General features: G+C 69.6%; 16 protein-coding genes, 3 tRNA genes and 1 pseudogene. 7 read left to right on the forward strand and 13 right to left on the reverse strand.

The features are described 5' to 3' along the window. The first annotated feature begins 53 nt into the window (after positions 1-53). Positions 54-1082 carry an adenosine deaminase gene (locus tag ACIPWY_RS29160; RefSeq protein ID WP_362904085.1) on the forward strand — a complete coding sequence of 343 codons (1029 nt, stop codon included), beginning with the start codon at positions 54-56 and terminating at the stop codon, positions 1080-1082. Between the two features lie 46 nt (positions 1083-1128). On the opposite strand, the gene ACIPWY_RS29165 is transcribed toward ACIPWY_RS29160, so the two are convergent. After that, entirely contained in the window at positions 1129-1725 is a 597-nt protein-coding gene (locus ACIPWY_RS29165) for a helix-turn-helix domain-containing protein (RefSeq protein WP_362904083.1), read from the reverse strand. Between the two features lie 88 nt (positions 1726-1813). Between ACIPWY_RS29165 and ACIPWY_RS29170 the strand changes: the two genes are divergently transcribed. After that, positions 1814-2446 carry an SDR family oxidoreductase gene (locus tag ACIPWY_RS29170; RefSeq protein WP_362904081.1) on the forward strand — a complete coding sequence of 211 codons (633 nt, stop codon included), beginning with the start codon at positions 1814-1816 and terminating at the stop codon, positions 2444-2446. A 28-nt stretch (positions 2447-2474) separates the two neighbouring features. On the opposite strand, the pseudogene ACIPWY_RS29175 reads toward ACIPWY_RS29170, so the two are convergent. The 6 genes and pseudogenes from ACIPWY_RS29175 to ACIPWY_RS29200 form a co-directional block, all read right to left on the reverse strand. Continuing rightward, positions 2475-3545: pseudogene (locus ACIPWY_RS29175) on the reverse strand (UDP-N-acetylmuramate dehydrogenase); the annotation flags it as partial. A gap of 70 nt (positions 3546-3615) precedes the next feature. Beyond that, positions 3616-4044, reverse strand: a complete 429-nt coding sequence (locus ACIPWY_RS29180; RefSeq protein WP_362904077.1) for a MaoC family dehydratase — start codon at positions 4042-4044, stop codon at positions 3616-3618. Between the two features lie 2 nt (positions 4045-4046). Next, positions 4047-4499 (reverse strand): MaoC family dehydratase N-terminal domain-containing protein, encoded by a 453-nt coding sequence (locus ACIPWY_RS29185; RefSeq protein ID WP_362904075.1) that lies wholly within the window; start codon positions 4497-4499, stop codon positions 4047-4049. Positions 4500-4627: 128 nt separating this feature from the next. After that, positions 4628-4792, reverse strand: a complete 165-nt coding sequence (rpmG, locus tag ACIPWY_RS29190) for a 50S ribosomal protein L33 (RefSeq protein ID WP_100594914.1) — start codon at positions 4790-4792, stop codon at positions 4628-4630. Positions 4793-4879: 87 nt separating this feature from the next. Beyond that, positions 4880-4952, reverse strand: a tRNA-Met gene (locus tag ACIPWY_RS29195). 45 nt (positions 4953-4997) lie between these two features. After that, a tRNA-Thr gene (locus tag ACIPWY_RS29200) sits at positions 4998-5070 on the reverse strand. A 286-nt stretch (positions 5071-5356) separates the two neighbouring features. Here ACIPWY_RS29200 and ACIPWY_RS29205 point away from each other — a divergent pair. After that, the gene (locus ACIPWY_RS29205; RefSeq protein WP_362904073.1) at positions 5357-6619 is read left to right on the forward strand and encodes an amidohydrolase family protein; all 1263 of its coding nucleotides are present in this window, start codon (positions 5357-5359) and stop codon (positions 6617-6619) included. Positions 6620-6702: 83 nt separating this feature from the next. Here ACIPWY_RS29205 and ACIPWY_RS29210 read toward each other — a convergent pair whose 3' ends face one another. Beyond that, positions 6703-7800: a hypothetical protein gene (locus ACIPWY_RS29210; RefSeq protein ID WP_393703338.1), complete on the reverse strand. Its 1098-nt coding sequence runs from the start codon at positions 7798-7800 to the stop codon at positions 6703-6705. Positions 7801-7876: 76 nt separating this feature from the next. Here ACIPWY_RS29210 and ACIPWY_RS29215 point away from each other — a divergent pair, with 76 nt between their 5' ends. Next, positions 7877-8533, forward strand: a complete 657-nt coding sequence (locus ACIPWY_RS29215; protein WP_393703336.1) for an SDR family oxidoreductase — start codon at positions 7877-7879, stop codon at positions 8531-8533. A gap of 246 nt (positions 8534-8779) precedes the next feature. On the opposite strand, the gene ACIPWY_RS29220 is transcribed toward ACIPWY_RS29215, so the two are convergent. Then, positions 8780-9004, reverse strand: a complete 225-nt coding sequence (locus ACIPWY_RS29220; protein WP_362904067.1) for a hypothetical protein — start codon at positions 9002-9004, stop codon at positions 8780-8782. Between the two features lie 184 nt (positions 9005-9188). On the opposite strand from ACIPWY_RS29220, the gene nadE reads away from it, so the two are divergent. Beyond that, the gene (gene nadE, locus ACIPWY_RS29225) at positions 9189-10019 is read left to right on the forward strand and encodes an ammonia-dependent NAD(+) synthetase (protein WP_362904065.1); all 831 of its coding nucleotides are present in this window, start codon (positions 9189-9191) and stop codon (positions 10017-10019) included. 268 nt (positions 10020-10287) lie between these two features. Here the strand turns inward: nadE and ACIPWY_RS29230 are convergent, their stop codons facing one another. The 3 genes from ACIPWY_RS29230 to ACIPWY_RS29240 form a co-directional block, all read right to left on the reverse strand. Further along, on the reverse strand, positions 10288-11085 hold the full coding sequence (locus ACIPWY_RS29230) for a hypothetical protein (protein WP_393703333.1): 798 nt from the start codon (positions 11083-11085) through the stop codon (positions 10288-10290). Between the two features lie 760 nt (positions 11086-11845). Continuing rightward, positions 11846-13102 carry a calcium-binding protein gene (locus tag ACIPWY_RS29235; protein WP_393703331.1) on the reverse strand — a complete coding sequence of 419 codons (1257 nt, stop codon included), beginning with the start codon at positions 13100-13102 and terminating at the stop codon, positions 11846-11848. 1069 nt (positions 13103-14171) lie between these two features. Then, positions 14172-15101, reverse strand: coding sequence for a calcium-binding protein (locus ACIPWY_RS29240; RefSeq protein ID WP_362904059.1), 930 nt, complete (start codon positions 15099-15101; stop codon positions 14172-14174). A 916-nt stretch (positions 15102-16017) separates the two neighbouring features. Here ACIPWY_RS29240 and ACIPWY_RS29245 point away from each other — a divergent pair. Then, entirely contained in the window at positions 16018-16425 is a 408-nt protein-coding gene (locus tag ACIPWY_RS29245; protein WP_393703329.1) for a hypothetical protein, read from the forward strand. Between the two features lie 131 nt (positions 16426-16556). Here the strand turns inward: ACIPWY_RS29245 and ACIPWY_RS29250 are convergent. Then, a tRNA-Tyr gene (locus tag ACIPWY_RS29250) sits at positions 16557-16638 on the reverse strand. Between the two features lie 216 nt (positions 16639-16854). Between ACIPWY_RS29250 and ACIPWY_RS29255 the strand changes: the two genes are divergently transcribed. Continuing rightward, positions 16855-17343: a YajQ family cyclic di-GMP-binding protein gene (locus ACIPWY_RS29255; RefSeq protein ID WP_362904055.1), complete on the forward strand. Its 489-nt coding sequence runs from the start codon at positions 16855-16857 to the stop codon at positions 17341-17343. Positions 17344-17420 lie beyond the last annotated feature (77 nt).

Raw genomic sequence — 17420 nt, forward strand, 5'->3', positions numbered from 1 at the left:
ACGAAAGAGGAAGCCGCTTCCCGGGCGGCGGGTGCGTGCGGCAAGATCCTGGAATGGAGCGCGTACCACGTGATGTAAGGCAGCTGCCCAAGGCCCATCTTCATCTGCACTTCACCGGGTCGATGCGGCACACGACCCTGCTAGAGCTTGCCGACAAGTACGGGGTCCGGCTGCCGGACGCCCTGACCGGGGCCGAGCCGCCGAAGCTGCGGGCCACCGACGAGCGAGGCTGGTTCCGCTTCCAGCGGCTGTACGACGCCGCGCGGGCCTGCCTGCGCGAGCCCGAGGACATTCAGCGGCTGGTGCGCGAGGCCGCGCTGGAGGATCTCGCGGACGGATCGGGGTGGCTGGAGATCCAGGTCGACCCGACGTCGTACGCGCCGCGGCTCGGAGGGCTGATCCCGGCCCTGGAGGTCATCCTGGACGCCGTCGAGACCGCCTCGCGCGACACGGGTCTCGGTATGCGCGTCCTGGTGGCCGCGAACCGTATGAAGCATCCGCTGGACGCGCGCACGCTGGCCCGCCTCGCCGTGCGGTACGCGGATCGCGGCATCGTCGGCTTCGGACTGTCCAACGACGAACGGCGCGGCATGGCCCGGGACTTCGACCGGGCGTTCGCCATCGCCAGGGAGGGCGGCCTGCTGGCCGCGCCGCACGGCGGCGAGCTGACCGGGCCCGCCTCCGTACGCGACTGCCTGGACGATCTGGAGGCCGTGCGGATCGGGCACGGGGTGCGGGCCGCCGAGGACCCCCGGCTCCTGAAGCGGCTCGCGGACCGGGGGGTGACCTGCGAGGTCTGCCCCGCCTCCAATGTCGCACTCGGCGTCTACGAGAAGCCCGAGGACGTACCCCTGCGCACTCTGTTCGAGGCCGGGGTGCCGATGGCGCTCGGCGCCGACGACCCGCTCCTGTTCGGCTCGCGTCTGGCCGCCCAGTACGAGATCGCGCGCCGCCATCACGACTTCGACGACGCCGAACTGGCCGAGCTGGCACGGCAGTCGGTGCACGGCTCGGCGGCGCCGCAGGACGTCAAGGCGAAGCTGCTGTCGGGGGTCGACGACTGGCTGGCCGCCGCCTCCTGATCAGGTCCGGTCAGCGCCGCCACCAGCACCGACAAAAGTGGGGGCTCTACGCGATTCCCGTGAGCAGAGTGCGAGCGAGGCCCGCGGCGAACTCGTCCAGCGGCTGCGGGGGCTTGCGGTCGGGGGCCGCGTCGTACGCGAACGCGCGCTGGGCGCACGCTCCGAGGAGGAGGGACGCGGCGGCGTAGGTGTCGGCCTCGGCGCTGATCCGGCCCGCGTCCTGTTCGGACCTGAGGTAGGCGTCCAGGCCCTGGATCGGCCGGTGGGGGCCCGCGCCCATCTCGCGCAGGCCGGCCTCGTGACGGCGCTTGAGCTGGGGTTCCGCGTACAGGGACGCGGCCATCGGGAAGGTCTGCTCGTAGAAGAGGGCGGCTTCGATGGCGATCTCCGTGAGGTTCTCCTCGACGCTGCGCGCGCCCGGCTCCTTGGTGAGCTCGGTCAGAAGGGGTCCGAGCTTGGGCAGCCGCTCGCTGAGAACGGTCACGAACAGCTCTTCCTTGTTCGCGAAGTATTTGTAGAGCGCCGCTTCCGAACACTGGGCCGCCTTGGCGATCTCCTTGGTGGTGGCGCGCGCGAGGCCGATGCTCAGCATGAGTTCATGGGCCGCGTCGACGATACGGACCCGGGCCGGCTTCTGATGCATGCGGACTCCAACAGAGCTTGACGAGCAGGTGAGTATCCACTCACTCTAGGGGGTGAGTGAACACTTACCCACCCTAGGAGGGTGTGCCATGAGGATCACCGTTTTCGGAGCGACCGGCGGTATCGGCCAGGAAATCGTCCGGCAGGCGCTGGCGTCGGGACACCAGGTCACCGCGGTCGTCCGGGACCCGGCGCGGTTCACGGTGACGGGCGGGGGCCTGGAGGTGTTCCGGGCGGATGTGCGGGACCCGGAGGCGCTGCGCCCCGCGGTCGCCGGTCGGGACGCGGTCCTGTCCGGGCTCGGCGCCCGCAAGCGCGGGGACGCGGGCATCGCGACCCAGCTGACACGGTCGGTGCTGGGGGCGGTGGAGGCCGAGGCCGTACGGCGTCTGCTCGTCGTCAGCGCGGCGCCGGTCGGCCCCGAGCCCGAGCGCTCACCGCTCGTCGACCGCGCCATGTTCGGCGTCATCAACTCGCTGCTCAAGCCCGTCTACGACGACCTGCGGGCCATGGAGGGCGAGCTCGCGGCCAGCGCCACGGACTGGACCTCCGTACGCCCGCCGAAGCTCACGAACAAGCCGCTCACGGGCACGTACCGGAGCGTGGTCGGCGGGAATCCGCGCAGCGGCCGGAGCATCTCGCGGGCCGACGTGGCGCACGCGATGCTGGCCATGATCGACGACCCCGCGACGGTGAAACAGGGCGTCGGGGTCGCGTACTAGCTGGGCATCGCGGTCGCGTACGAGCAGGTCAGAGGGTCACGCCCACCGTGACCGGCTCGTTGACCAGCGTCACGCCGAAGGCGTCGTGGACGCCGGCCACGACCTCTCGGGCGAGCGCGAGGAGGTCGTCGGTGGTCGCCTCGCCGCGGTTGGTGAGGGCGAGCGTGTGCTTGGTGGAGATACGGGCGGGCCCGCTGCCGTACCCCTTGGTGAAGCCGGCCTTGTCGATGAGCCAGGCAGCCGAGGTCTTCACGCGGGCCTCGCCGGCGGGGAAGGCGGGCGGGGCGGTGTCGGGGCCGAGTCGGTCCGCCACGCGTGCGTGGAACGCGGCGAACTCCTCCTCGGTGAGGATCGGGTTGGTGAAGAACGACCCGGCCGACCAGGTGTCGTGGTCCTCGGGGTCGAGGACCATGCCCTTGCCCGCGCGCAGCTTCAGGACGGTCTCGCGGGCGAGGGCGGCGGGGACCCGGTCGCCCGCCTCGACGCCGAGGGTGCGGGCCGTCTCGGGGTACTTGACCGGGGCGCTCATGCCGCCCGCGTCCTCGAGCCCGAACCGCACGCGCAGCACCACGAACCGGTCGGGATCGGCCTTGAAACGGCTGCGCCGGTACGAGAAGGCGCACTCCTCGTTCGGAATCGTGACCGTCTCGTCGGCCTTGCGGTCGTACGCGATCACTTCGGTGATCGTCGACGAGACCTCCTGGCCGTACGCGCCGACGTTCTGGATCGGCGTGGCACCGGCGGAGCCCGGGATTCCGGCGAGGCACTCGATGCCCGCGAGGCCCGCCTCGACAGTGCGGGCGACGGCGTCGGTCCACACCTCGCCGGCCGCGAGCTCAAGGCTCGTACCGTCGAGTGAGAACCCCTTCGTGGCGATCCGCAGGGCCGTGCCCGCGAAGCCCTTGTCGCCGATGACCAGGTTGCTGCCACCGCCGACGATCAGCAGCGGAGTACCCGCCGCGTCGGCCTCACGGACGGCGGCGATCACCTCGTCGTCGGTCGTCGCCGTCAGCAGCCGTGCCGCGGGGCCGCCGAGTCGGAAGGTGGTCAGGGGGGCGAGGGGGGCGTCGTGGAGTTCCTGCACGCGCTCAAGAGTACGAGAACGGCCCCACCGGTCGTGGCGGGGCCGTTCTTCTCCTGCGGATGCTCAGGTTCCTACGGAGCAGCCGTTACGCCAGCTGCACGACCGCGCGCGACATGCCGAGCACCTTCTGGCCCGCGCTCGTCGCGACGAGGTCGACGCGCACACGGCCGTCGTCGAGCTTGGCGGCGACCTTGCCGCTGACCTCGATCGTCGCGCCCTTGTCGTCGTTCGGGACGATGACGGGCTTGGTGAAGCGCACCCCGTACTCCACGACGGCAGCCGGGTCACCGACCCAGTCGGTCACGACGCGGATCGCCTCGGCCATGGTGAACATGCCGTGGGCGATGACGTCCGGGAGCCCGACCTCGACCGCGAACTTCTCGTTCCAGTGGATCGGGTTGAAGTCCCCGGAGGCACCCGCGTACTGCACGAGCGCGGCACGGGTCACGGGGAAGGTCTGGGCCGGCAGCTCCGTGCCGATCTCCACATCCGCGTACTGAATCGTCGTCGTCATGGTCACGCCCCCTCGGCCGCGCGCGACACGAGCTTGGTGTACGCCGTCACGACGTGCTCGCCGGCCTCGTCGTGGACCTCGCCGCGAATATCCAGGATGTCGTTGCCCGCGAGGGACTTGATCGCCTCGATCGTCGAGGTCACGGTGAGCCGGTCACCGGCGCGCACCGGGCGCTTGTAGGCGAACTTCTGGTCGCCGTGCACGACGCGGCTGTAGTCGAGGCCCAGCTGCGGGTCCTCGATCACCTGGCCCGCGGCCTTGAACGTGATGGCGAACACAAAGGTCGGCGGAGCGATCACATCGGGGTGACCGAGTGCCTTGGCCGCCTCCGGATCGACATAGACGGGATTGGTGTCCCGCACCGCCTCCGCGAATTCACGGATCTTCTCCCGGCCGACCTCATAGGGGTCGGTGGGCGGGTAGGACCGTCCCACGAAGGACTGGTCGAGCGCCATGGACTCGGCACCTCCTGGATTTCGCACTGTTGCCGGATGTTGCCGGATCTTACGGCCGGCCGCACACACGCGATAACGACATGAGGCCGCCCCCTCGGTAAGGGGACGGCCTCATGTACGAGCCTGAGTTAGCGCGTTTCGCGGTGCGCCGTGTGCTGGTTGCAGCGCGGGCAGTGCTTCTTCATCTCAAGACGGTCCGGGTCGTTACGCCGGTTCTTCTTGGTGATGTAGTTCCGCTCCTTGCACTCCACGCAGGCCAGCGTGATCTTCGGGCGGACGTCGGTGGCAGCCACGTGAGTGCTCCTTGGACGGACGGTTGACGGATGAACGCATGAATAGTAGCCGACCGGAGGACCGACCCCACAATCGGCTACTGTGTGTAGCGGTGACCGGACTTGAACCGGTGACACAGCGATTATGAGCCGCTTGCTCTACCGACTGAGCTACACCGCTTTGATGCGATGCCCCTCACCCGAAGGTGAGGGAACTTCACACCAGAGCCCCAATACGGAATCGAACCGTAGACCTTCTCCTTACCATGGAGACGCTCTACCGACTGAGCTATTGGGGCGAGCGATGAAGACATTACACGCTCGCCCGCCGATCGCCCAAATCCGTTTCGCGGCCGCCGTCCATGGGCAGGACCTCGGCCCTTCCGGAGCCGCAACAGCCGCCCATGGCCGCCCCATCGGCACCTCGCACCACAGCAGTACGACTATTGCGCTCCTCCGCGAAGCGGGCCTGCCGCAGCCCTAGGCTCGACCCGCGCTGCGTGATCTTGTACGCCCCTTCCGGCCCGCCCCGGTCCGGGGCGGCCCCCGCCCACGCGGCCGCCGCCCCCGAACCCCAGGAGCGCGATGCCCGACAGCCGGTCGCAGCACCCCCACTCCCCCGGTAACGACTCCACAGCCGAGGGCACCGCACTCCTCCTGTGCGGTGCCCGGCTCACCGACGGCCGGACCGTGGACGTGCGGCTCGGTGACGGGCGCATCGAGGCCGTCGGCACGGCCGGCAGCCTCAGCGCCCACCCCGCGCGCGTGGATCTCAGCGGCTACCTCCTGCTCCCCGCCCCCGCCGAACCCCACGCCCATGGCGACACGGCACTGTCCGCGGCGACGGAGGGGCCGGTCTCGTACGACGGGCCCGACGTGCAGCGGCGGGCCACCGAGGCCGCGCTGCTGCAGCTCGGGCACGGGGCCACCGCGCAGCGCGCGCACGTACGGATCGGGGACATGCACGGCCTCGGCCCCATGGAGGCGGTGCTCCAGGCATGGCGGTCGCTGCGCTGCCTGGCCGATCTGCGGACCGTGGCCATGCCCCGGATCCTGACGGGCCTGGCGGGCGCCGACGGCCTGTCGATGCTGCGGGACGCGGTGAAGATGGGCGCGTCCGTGGTGGGCGGGTGCCCGGATCTCGACCCCGACCCGACCGGCCATGTGGAGGCCGTCCTGGAGATCGCGGCGGAGCACGGCTGCGCGGTGGATCTGCATACGGACGGCGGCGATCCGGCCCGGCTGGGGCGGATCGCGACGATGGCCGGAGGGCTGCGGCCCGGCGTCACGATCGGGCCGTGCGGCGGGCTGGGGCGGCTGCCGCGCGAGGTCGCCGCGCGCACCGCCGACCAACTCGCCGCCGCGGGCGTCACGGTGGCCTGCCTGCCGCAGGGCGGCTGCACGGGCGTCGACCATCGCGGCACGGCTCCCGTACGGCTCCTGCGTGCGGCCGGGGTGCGGGTCGCGGCGGGCAGCGGGGCGCTGCGGGACGTCGCGAACCCGGTGGGGCGCGGCGATCCGCTGGAAGCCGCGTACCTGCTGGCCTCACGCTGCGGGCTGCGCCCGGAGGATGCGTACGACTGTGTCAGCGGGGCGGCGCGGGCCGCGCTCGGGCTGCCTGAGGTGCGGGTGGAAGCGGGCTTCCCCGCGGAGCTCATCGCCGTACGCGGCGACGGGCTCGCGGGTGCGCTCTCCCTCGCGTACAGCCGGATCGTGGTGCACCGTGGGCGGGTGGTGGCGCGCACCAGCGCGGTACGGGAGTTCTGCGACTCGGCCTCGGCGCTCGATCTGCCGCGGCAGGGGCGGGCGGGTAAGCCGCTGGAGGGCGGAGGCTGCGGCCAGGATTGACAGGGCCCCGCCCGCACGCGGGGCCCCTTGACCTAACCTCTGCAATCCCATCTGCCGCCCTCACCAACGACATTGACGGACTGTCAGAAGCCGCCCATCGGGGCACCCGACAGGAGCGGGCCGCCGAGCTCGCCGAGCGGGACCTCGGTCGCGCCGGACGGTGCGCCGACGTCACCCGCCTTGCCGAACTTGACCACGAGCGGGACCTTCGCACCCTTCTTGCCGTCGGCGAGGGTCGCGAGGTCGAAGGAGATCTTCGACAGCGTGCCGTTGGTGAGGGAGAAGTCGACGGCGACCTTCTTTGCCGGGGCGTCCTTGAGGTCCTTGGCGGTGGGGAATCCGGCGCCGGGCGGCAGTTCGTCCTTCAGGGGCCCGAGCTTGTCGAAGAGGTCCGTCAGGAACTCACGGAAGGACGCCTTGGCGACGATGTGCTCCGTACCGTTCTCGGTACCGGCGCTGCGGAGGGTGACGTCGTCGGCGATGACGCCGCGCAGGGCCTTGAGGACCTTCCGCTGGGTCTTCTCGTCGAGAGAGTCCTTGGAACCCGTTGAGCCCTTGGAGCCCGTGGAATCGCTGGAGCCCTTGCCCGAAGCGTTCTTCTTGAGGTCCGTGACGTCCACCTTGACCCACTCGCCTTCGAGGGCCTTCGCGAGCCCTTCCTCACCCTTCGGGAGGTCCTTCGGCGAAGGGAGGGGGAAGCCCATGAGCTCCGACGACTTCTGCATGTCGAGGCGGAAGTAGACGAAATCTCCGGCGAGCCGGTACTCGGCCAGGGTGCCGCCCGGGACCGAGAGCTTCATGCCCATCCCGACGAAGTCCTTCTCGCCCGAGTCGGACAGCGGCTTCCTCGACCGTACGGAGAAGGTGACGTGGGCACCGGCGAGCGCCTTGGCGACCGTCGGCGGCATGGCCTCGTCACCCTGTCCACCGGCCAGGTCCAGGAGTGCGTCCGGCTTCGCTTCGAGGCCCAACTCGAAGGACAGCGACTTCTGTTCGCCGAGCTTGTCCGCGGCCCTGGTGATCTTCTGACCAGCCGTCAGGTTCTCGACGGTGCCGCAGGCGGCGGTGGTCGCGAGCAGCAGTGCGGCGCAGCCGGCCGCGGTGAGGGTGGTGGTGCGTATGGCGCTGATGTCTGTCTCCCGCAGAGGTCCGATGAGAGACCCGGCCGCCGTCGGCGGCACGGGTCGCTGAGGAGACTCGCGAGGCACGCGCAAGGTTGCGCGGCGAACGGGAGCGGCCCGGCGTACGGTCGGAAGCATGCGCATTGTCATCGCTGGGGGTCATGGTCAGATCGCGCTGCGGCTCGAGCGTCTGCTCGCCGCGCGCGGAGACGAGGTCGCGGGCATCATCCGCCGTGCCGAGCAGGCGGACGACCTGCGGGAGGCCGGGGCCGAGCCCCTTGTGTGCGACCTGGAATCGGCGTCCGTGGAGGAGGTCGCCGGGCTTCTGGAGGGCGCGGACGCAGCCGTGTTCGCGGCCGGTGCGGGGCCCGGCAGCACGGCCGAACGCAAGGACACCGTGGACCGCGGCGCGGCCGTGCTGTTCGCGGACGCGGCGGAGCGGGCCGGGGTGCGGCGCTTCATCGTGGTGTCGTCGATGGGCGCGGACCCGGCCCATCAGGGTGACGAGGTCTTCGACGCGTATCTGCGGGCGAAGGGCGAGGCGGACGCGTACGTACGGGCCCGGTCCGGCCTCGACTGGACGATCCTGCGCCCCGGGATGCTCACGGACGACGCGGGCACTGGGCTCGTACGCCTGGAGGCGTCCACCGGGCGGGGTCCGGTGCCGCGGGACGACGTGGCGGCAGTGCTCGCGGAGCTTTTGGACACGCCCGCCACCGCGGGGCTGACGCTGGAGCTGATCTCCGGGTCGGCGCCGGTGTCGGTGGCGGTCAAGTCGGTCGCGGGGAACTGAGCGCGGGTGACGGTTCGCGGGAGACCGAGCGCGGGTGACGGTCACGGGAGACCGAGCGCGGGTGACGGTCACGGGAGACTGAGCGCCGTGTCGGTCGCGGGGAACTGAGCCCGGTGACGGTCACGGGGAACTGAGCGCGGTGACGGTCACGGGAGACGGAGCGCCGTGTCGGTCGCGGGGAACTGAGTCCGGTGACGGTCGCAGGAGACTGAGCGCGGGTGACGGTCACGGGAGACTGAGCTCGGTTCAGAAGAGCGGGAGCTGGCCGGGCACTTCCGGGACCACGTAGCCGTCGAGGGACGGCTGCGCGGCGCCGAGCTGCGCGGGCCTGCGGGAGCCGGGACAGGACACGAGTTCTCCCGCGCTGCGGGCCCCGGGCGGGTCGTGGCGGGCGAAGCGGCCGGCCACGACGGCGATGTCGCGGCGGCACTCGGGGCAGTTTCTGCGGCGAGACGCCGACGGTACGGACATGAGGATCAGTCTGCGCCACGGACTGTACCGACAGGCTGTACGCACAGGCTGTACGCGCATGCGAAAGCCCTCTCCCAACGCTGATGTCACAGCCCGGAGGGACGCGTCCGCGCCCCCTGACCGGCCGGACACCCCCAGTAGGCTGGGCGCGACAGCACCTCAGGAACCGGAGCAAGGAGCAGACGTGAGCGAGCCGGCATCCAACGGCCTACAGCAGGAGATCGCCCGGGAACTCCAGGTCACCGAGACCTTCGAGGCCGAGCATGAGATCGAGCGCCGGGTGTCCTTCCTCGCCGACCGGCTGACCTCCACCGGCCTGCGCTCGCTCGTGCTCGGCATCAGCGGCGGCGTCGACTCCACCACCGCCGGCCGGCTGTGCCAGCTCGCCGTCGAGCGGGCCCGGGCCGCCGGACACGAGGCGCGGTTCTACGCGATGCGGCTGCCCTACGGGATCCAGGCCGACGAGCACGACGCGCAGCTCGCGCTCTCCTTCATCCGGGCCGACCACGTACTGACCGTGGACATCAAGCCCGCCGGCGACGCCGCGCTCCAGGCCTCGCTCACCGCCGGTGTGAGCTTCCGCGACGAGGGCCACCAGGACTTCGTGCACGGCAACATCAAGGCCCGGCAGCGCATGATCGCCCAGTACGCGGTGGCCGGTGCGCACAACGGCCTGGTCGTCGGCACCGACCACGCCGCCGAGGCCGTCTCCGGCTTCTTCACCAAGTTCGGCGACGGCGCAGCCGACCTGGTCCCGCTGACCGGCCTGACCAAGCGCCGCGTGCGTGCCGTCGCGGACGCGTTGGGCGCGCCCGCCGAGCTGGTGTGGAAGGTCCCGACGGCCGACCTGGAGACCCTCGACCCCGGCAAGGCGGACGAGGACGCGCTCGGGGTGACCTACGACGACATCGACGACTTCCTCGAGGGCAAGCCGGTGGACGAGCGGGCCTTCAAGACGATCGTCGATCGCTACCGCCTCACGGACCACAAGCGCCAACTCCCGATCGCGCCCTAGCGGGCAGTGCGGGGGCATAGGTACGAGACCGCCTGTCCAACGCGGTCTCGTACCTCTCACGCACGGGGCACGGAATGCCACGCACGGGGCACGGAATGCAAAGAACCCCCTCCGAACTGCGTTTCCGCATTTCGGAGGGGGTTCTTTGCCATACGACGGCGCCAGGGTCTCTGGCTCCCTGACCGTCCGCTCCGCCGAGAATGCGCCTGGACTGCCGAGGCGTCAGATCACCCCGTTCCGACGGACTACGCGGGGCGGGCCGGTCGCGTCAGTTGGCGCGGAGGGCTCTGACTCCGTTGGCCTCGAAGTCGTAGATGGTGTCGTTGATCCGGAGGCCGTCGACAGCGCCGGCCCAGAGGTGGTCGCGGCCCTTGCCCACGGCGACCGTAAGGATCTTGGGTGCGTCGCCGCCGTCGTCGAGGGCGGCTTTCACCTGGGCGAAGGTGCACGGCGTGGCAGCGGAAATGGTGCAGCCGGTGGCGGTGCCCTCGGCGCCGGTGAGGAACCAGTAGCCGGAGGTGGTGGCGTCGATGTAGCCGCTCCACTGGTTGGTCACCGGAAGCGCGTCCGGCACCCACGTCAAGGTGGTGTAGTCGTCCGTCGTCGGGTCGTTCAGGTTGGCGTCGATCTCCAACCTGATGGTCGGCAGGTTCTTCGCGCCCCCGTACGCGACGTTCTCGCCGGTCTGGAAGACGTGGAAGCCGAGCTTGTTCAAGTCCAGCACCGGCTTGTTGTAGAAGTCGACCTCGTTGCCGAAGTCGATCTTCTCGGCGGGATCCGCCAGCGAGGTGGCATGGTCCGCCACCTCGATTCCGAGGCTGCCCGCTCCATAGGGCGGCGCGGCGAGGGGGCCCTGCACGCCGAAGGTGCCGAACGGGCCTTTGCGCAGCGCGGCGACGGGAGAGCCCATCGTGTTGCGCGCGATGACGCCCCAGTGATCGGATCCTCCGGTTCCGCCCGTCTCGGCAGATGCAGATGCCGATCCCGGGAGGGTCGAGGCGACGATCGCGGCCAGTGCGGTGACCACGAGTGCCGTTCCCCGGCTCATGCCAAAGCGACGGTTCACGCTAACTCCTTCTGGGTGCTTGAAGAGCCAACATGCGCCTGGTGGAAGAACCAGGCGCGGGCCGACGCCCGATCGGCCGACGGGCGTCACCGTACATAACTCTCCGTAGCAGATCCGGCAGCGACATACTCCTTATATCTACCAATTCAGCTAATACGCACTTGGGGTGACCTGACAGAGGTCACTCTCCGTTTCCGATGCGTGGTCTCGCCGTCGTCCGACGGGCCGAACCGGGCGGGGCGGGGCCGGGGCGGGTCGGGTCGGGCGGCGGAGGAAATCCGGTGGCGAATCCCGAAGATCGTCGTGCGCATACGAAGAACCCCCTTCGCACTACGGAAACGCAGTGCGAAGGGGGTTCTCCACCATGTGGCGGCGCCAGGATTCGAACCTGGGAAGGCGAAGCCGGCAGATTTACAGTCCCCTCAGGCGAGTGGGTCTGACCTGGCCCTTTCCTGAGGGACTAGCGCATTGCCCCACGCCGGCCCCACTAGAGCGTGTCCGGCGCATCGCGGTTCGGCCCGCCTGCCACGACTTCGTGGCCGAATCCCCGAGTGCGCCCCGTTCGGGGGCGGCTGCTGGGTTGCGGTACTTCACTGCTGTACGCCTGCCTCCGGCCTCGGGCTCCGCGTGCGAGCAGGCTTACGCGCCTCGGATGGACAAAGCGTTGAAACGGCCCTCGTGCGTGGGTCGCCGCTGCGACGAGGGACGGGCCGGGGCCGGTTTCTGATGTACGTCGATCAGGCCGGGGGCGTGTGCGGTGTCAGAAGCAGCCGGGTCCGGTGGAGGGGCTGAAGCAGGCGTTGGTGCCGGTGCCGCCGTCGTTGGTGTTGGTGCCGGAACCGCCGAAGAGGGCATCGTTGCCGGGGCCGCCGAAGAGGGCGTCGTTGCCGTTGTTGCCGTTCAGGTTGTCGGCGCCGTTGCCGCCTTCGATGCGGTCGTTGCCGTCACCGCCGGACAGTACGTCGTTGCCGTCGCCGCCGCAGATGATGTCGTTGCCACCACGGCCGTCGACCACGTCGTTGCCGCCGAGGGCGAAGATCACGTCATTGCCGGGAGTGCCGATCAGGACGTTGTTGCCGTTGGTACCGGTGATGGTGGCCGTGGCGTTCGCGCAGGTGGGGGGCGCCGGCTCGTAGGTGATGGTCACCTGGGCCGCTCCCGCGGCGGGAGCGGAGGTACCACCCGTGGGGACGAGGTTCGACGCACCACCGCCACCACCGGGACCGCCACTGGGAGAGGCGCCACTCGTGATGATGTTGCAGCCTCCGCCGCCGCCTCCACCGAACCAGCCGCCCCCGCCTCCGCCGGCCCCGAAGCCGCCTCCGCCGGTGCCGCCCGCACCGCCGGTGCCCGGAGTGCCGGATGAACCGATGGTGGGGCATGCGGCTCCGCCCGCGCCGCCGGCTGTCTGGGTTCCGCCGCCGCCGCCGCGGCCGCTGTTCGTTCTCTCGCCGCCGGCACCCCCGGTGTTTCCGGCGTTTCCGCCGGTGGCCTCCGGGACCTGGCCTCCGGGGACGCCGGTTCCGCCGCCGCCTCCTCCGCCCGCGACGATGAGGCGGGGGTCGGTGCCGGGGACGCCGGTCAGAGTGCAGCCGGGGCCGGCCGAGCTGCAGGTGCGGACATCACTGGAACCGCCGCCGGCACCGCCCGGGAAACCCACCACTCCGCCGCCGGCGCCTCCGCCCGTGCCGACGTTGACATAGAGGGTGGTGGTGCTCGGCGGCACGGTGACGTTGCCGGTGACGGTGGCGCCGTTGCCGCCTGCGCCGCCGTTGGCCCCGTTCTGGCCTGCGGCGCCGGTGGCGGTGACGGTCAGTTGGCTGACGCCGGCCGGGACGGTGAAGGGCTGGTCCGCACCGGCGTTGAAAGTGACCGTCACGGGCACCGCCGCAGCAGCGGGCGTGGCCGTGGGCACCACCAGTGCCGCCGGCAGCGCCACCGTGGCGAGCAAAACGGCAGCACGCCGCACCGGGCGCCGCCGCTCACCCGCGGCGCCGACGCCACGTCGAAGGAACATGGCATGTTGCAGGGTCGGTCTCACGATGAGGGCTCCTCGACAAAGAGCGCGGCACTCAGCACGTGCCACGGACGCCGGTTGGGGGTGCAGGCCCCACCCGGGACCGCCCGACGATCAAGCCACACGCAACCCGGGCGGCCATACAGACACACCGTCATACCGCCCGCAATCCACCGACCAGACGCTGCCGACCCCGCACTCGATGCTGCGATCCGTTGCCAAGCGGACCGATGCCCTGCCAGGCCAACCCGCCCACCATAGGAACAGGGATCCCTCCGCTGCTGGCCACATGATCCGCCGGACAGGACCTGGAGATCCCGTCCACGCCCCGTCCACGCGCTCTGAGACGGAGCGTTCGAGAGCGAGAGAGAGCGAGACAGTCCCGCCCCCGCGTGAGGGCAAAAGAAAAGGTCCCCGTCCTGCTGAAACAGCAGGACGGGGACCTTTTACCTTCCAGTGGCGGCGCCAGGATTCGAACCTGGGAAGGCTGAGCCGGCAGATTTACAGCGGGCCGATCTTGCCCCTGCCGACCTGGGGAAACCGGCGGTCAGACGCTCCTTGGGGGACACCTGGGGGAATCACGACCTCAGGCCGCCTCGTAGTGATGAGCCCGTCCGTCGCGGCATTGCCGTGAGACCACGACCTCTTCTTCCCGAAGCAACTTGGGATGCTCACTGTTCTTGGGCTGCTGTGTCTGTCACCTGCGCTGATGGTCCGCCGACGTCCACGGTTGTTCGTGCTTGTCTGTCGCGGTTGTCACGCAGTCAGACACTCACCTGGGACAGACCTCCAGGACACCACTTCTTCTTGCCCTGGGTTTCGACCGCCCGTTTTTCGGGCCTGGTCAGCGGAGTGCGGACCTCAACTGACCTGCGGTCGTTGTCGGTCGTTGGCAGTTGACCTCGGAGGTTCCGTACAGATTCCGGGGAGGCCCCACCTCGGGGGCACCGCACAGGCTCTTTCACCAGAGCCGCGACCCTCTAAAGGCTGTCCCGAAACTGCCGACAAGCCGAGAAGTCTCCAGTCCGGCCAGGTAGGTGGTGGCTGTCTTCTAGCCAGGGCAGCGGGCTCACCGCACGTCCACGCAGTCACCGGTGGCGGTGACCGGCGGCGTGGTGGAGGTGCCCTCGAACTTGTAGCGGTAGCAGCGGTCGGTGGTGGCGGTGCGAGTCTGCTTCTCGACGCCCGCCAGGCTGCCGGTGCCGGTGATGTGGCTGCTGGTGGTGGCGTACGAGCCGGTCAGCGAACGCTCCTGGAGGCGGACGGTCTGCTGGGTGTAGCCCGCGTACTTGTGGGTGTCCCAGTTGGCGCGCTCCAGCTTGCCCGTGATCGTGATCGTCTTGCCCTTGGCGACGGGCTCGGGGGCCGCGTTGTTGCTCAGCCGGGACCAGCGCTTGAGGTACCAGGTCATGGCGTTGTCGGTGTCCACGTCGGTGGTCGCGTCGGTGACCGCCCAGAGGGAGATCTTCCAGGCGCCGGCATCCTCGTTCGTCAGGAGGCTCTGGGGGTCGATCTTGAAGGTGGCCGTGCAGCTGTACGTGGCGTCGCCAGACTGAACGCAGGGGTCGGTGTCCGCATTGAACTGCTCGGAGTTCAACCACTGCTTCATTCCGCTGTCGGTGTCGGTGCCGCGCCAGAGCGAAGCGTTGCTGCCGTAGAGCTTCGACCCGCCGTTAAGCGTCCACTTCACGGTGATCGTCTGCGTGTTCGCCGTCCCGACCTGGGCGCTGTTGCCGCCGTTGACGGTGACGCCGGAGACGACGGTGGAGTCGGCAGTGCTCGCGGCCAGGGACCTGGGCTTGGGCGCGGCGGCCTTCGCCGCCGACGCGTCGGCGGCCGCGGCCTTGCTCTGCTCCTGCGCCTCAGCCGCTCCGGTCCCGCCGGCCATCGCGGACGGTGTGACGAGCAGGCCGACGGCGAGCCCGGAGGCGGCCAGTGCGCTGGCGCCCAGGGTCACCTTCTTGCCGGACGTCAACTTTTTGCGGGAGTGCTGGGACATGAGGAGGCTCCGTTATCGACTATCCATGGGCAGATGCAGGTCGCAGACGGGCGAACCCTGATCACGCACGGCCACAGCGGCCGCAAAGTCTTGATCGGTGATGAAGCGAAAGGGTTGTACGCGAGCGACAGGTCAGGCGTGTGAGGTGCATCACCGGAGCGCTACACCCATCCAAGACACCACCTGGGACACGTCCGCCCAGTGATCCGAACGAGAGCCCCTAGGTCGCCTCCCCGTTCGGGCTCGGGTGTAGCTCCTCCAGTGCGAGCGCGAGATCCGGCGTCGTGTCCTCGCCCGCGGCCAAGCCCCTCGCCTCCGCAAGCTCCCCAACGGCCACGTCCGCGTCAGCCGCTCCGCTGGTGGGAGAGCTGCGAGGAACGCGCCGCCTAGTAGTACCCGCCGCCCCCGGGCCCGCCTCCCACGGAGGCGGGCCCCTTTCATGCCCGGAGAGCCATGCCCCTCACGTACGACGTTCGCATCTACAGCATCGAGACTCGCCGCGACCGCCCGAAGCCCTACCGCGTCCGCTGGCTCGTTGGCGCACAGAAGCACTCCAAGAGCTACACCGTCAAAGCTCAAGCCGACGGGCGGCGTTCGGAGCTGATGACCGCGCTCCGCAAGGGCGAGCAGTTCGACTCGGAAACGGGTCTCCCTGCCTCCGAGCTGCGCGCGCAGAACGGCTCCGTGACTTGGTACGAGCACACCCGCGCGTACGTCGACCGCAGATGGGACCGCCTTCCCGCCAAGTCCCGCCGCAACGACGCCGATTCACTCGCCACGATCACGCCCGCGCTCATGAAGCACGGCCGGCCGACCGTCGCTCCGCACTCTCCGCACCGCCCTGTACGGATGGGCTTACAACAAGAGCCGTTGGGACCAAGAACCGCCCGCCGAAGTAGCAAGCGCGCTGCGCCGGGTGGAGAAGAACTCTCTGCCTGTCTCCGCACTCGAAGAGCCCGCCACGCTCCGTCTGGCGCTCGATGCCCTGTCGACGCTCCTGGACGGCTCCCCCGCCGCCGGGCGGACCGCTCACCGCAAGCGAGCCTGTCTGAGCGACGTTCTCGGTCTCGCGGTCGAACGCCGGTATTTCAGCGTCCCCGTGAACCCGCTGTCCACGGTGAAGTGGACGGCGCCGATGTCCGCAGAGGAGGTCGACATGGAAGTCGCGCGTCGGGCCGGTCACTCGGTGGCCGTACTCCTTCGCGTCTACGCCAAGATCCTCGCGCAGGCTCAGGAGCGAGCGAATCGCCAGATCGAGGCCGGCCTGCGGGAATGGGACGGAGATGGCGCTTCCCCCGGGGGACGCCTGGGGGACATGCGCTGATCAGACCGGGATGCGGGCGCTACAGGGTGAGACAAGCCACGCATTTCGGGCTAATCGCGAAGATCGTCGTTCGAAACAAAGAACCCCCTCCGAACTACGTTTCCGCAGTTCGGAGGGGGTTCTCCACCATGTGGCGGCGCCAGGATTCGAACCTGGGAAGGCTGAGCCGGCAGATTTACAGTCTGCTCCCTTTGGCCGCTCGGGCACACCGCCATGGGTTTGCTGCTTTGGATCTCCGCTGTGGGGCGGTGCTCCGTGGCAACGACGTAAACGATACCTGATGGACGGGGGTGCTTCGCCACCCGATTGATCGGCATCCGAGGGCGGGGCGGTGGCTAGGCTTGGCGGGTGCGGCCCAGGGAGCCAGGGCCGTGGATGACGTATGCAGGCGCAAGCCGTTTCACACCCCTATACAAGGAGCCACAGGACATGGCCGACTCCAGTTTCGACATCGTCTCGAAGGTCGAGCGGCAGGAGGTCGACAACGCCCTCAACCAGGCCGCCAAGGAGATCTCGCAGCGCTACGACTTCAAGAACGTCGGCGCCTCGATCTCGTGGTCCGGCGAGAAGATCCTGATGGAGGCGAACTCCGAGGACCGCGTCAACGCGATCCTCGACGTCTTCCAGACCAAGCTGGTCAAGCGCGGGATCTCGCTGAAGTCCCTGGACGCGGGAGAGCCGCAGCTCTCCGGCAAGGAGTACAAGATCTTCGCCTCCATCGAGGAGGGCATCTCGCAGGACAACGCCAAGAAGGTCGCGAAGCTCATCCGCGACGAGGGCCCCAAGGGCGTCAAGGCGCAGGTCCAGGGCGAGGAGCTGCGCGTCAGCTCGAAGAGCCGGGACGACCTCCAGGCCGTGCAGGCGCTTCTCAAGGGCCAGGACTTCGACTTCGCGCTGCAGTTCGTGAACTACCGGTAAGGACAGGCAAGAACGGCGGGCAAGGTCAGAGGGTGACCGCAACTGTCGCTGAAGCAGGGGCAATTGTCCTGACGTGA

Source organism: Streptomyces sp. NPDC090032, assembly GCF_044748025.1.
Classification (GTDB): Bacteria; Actinomycetota; Actinomycetes; order Streptomycetales; family Streptomycetaceae; genus Streptomyces.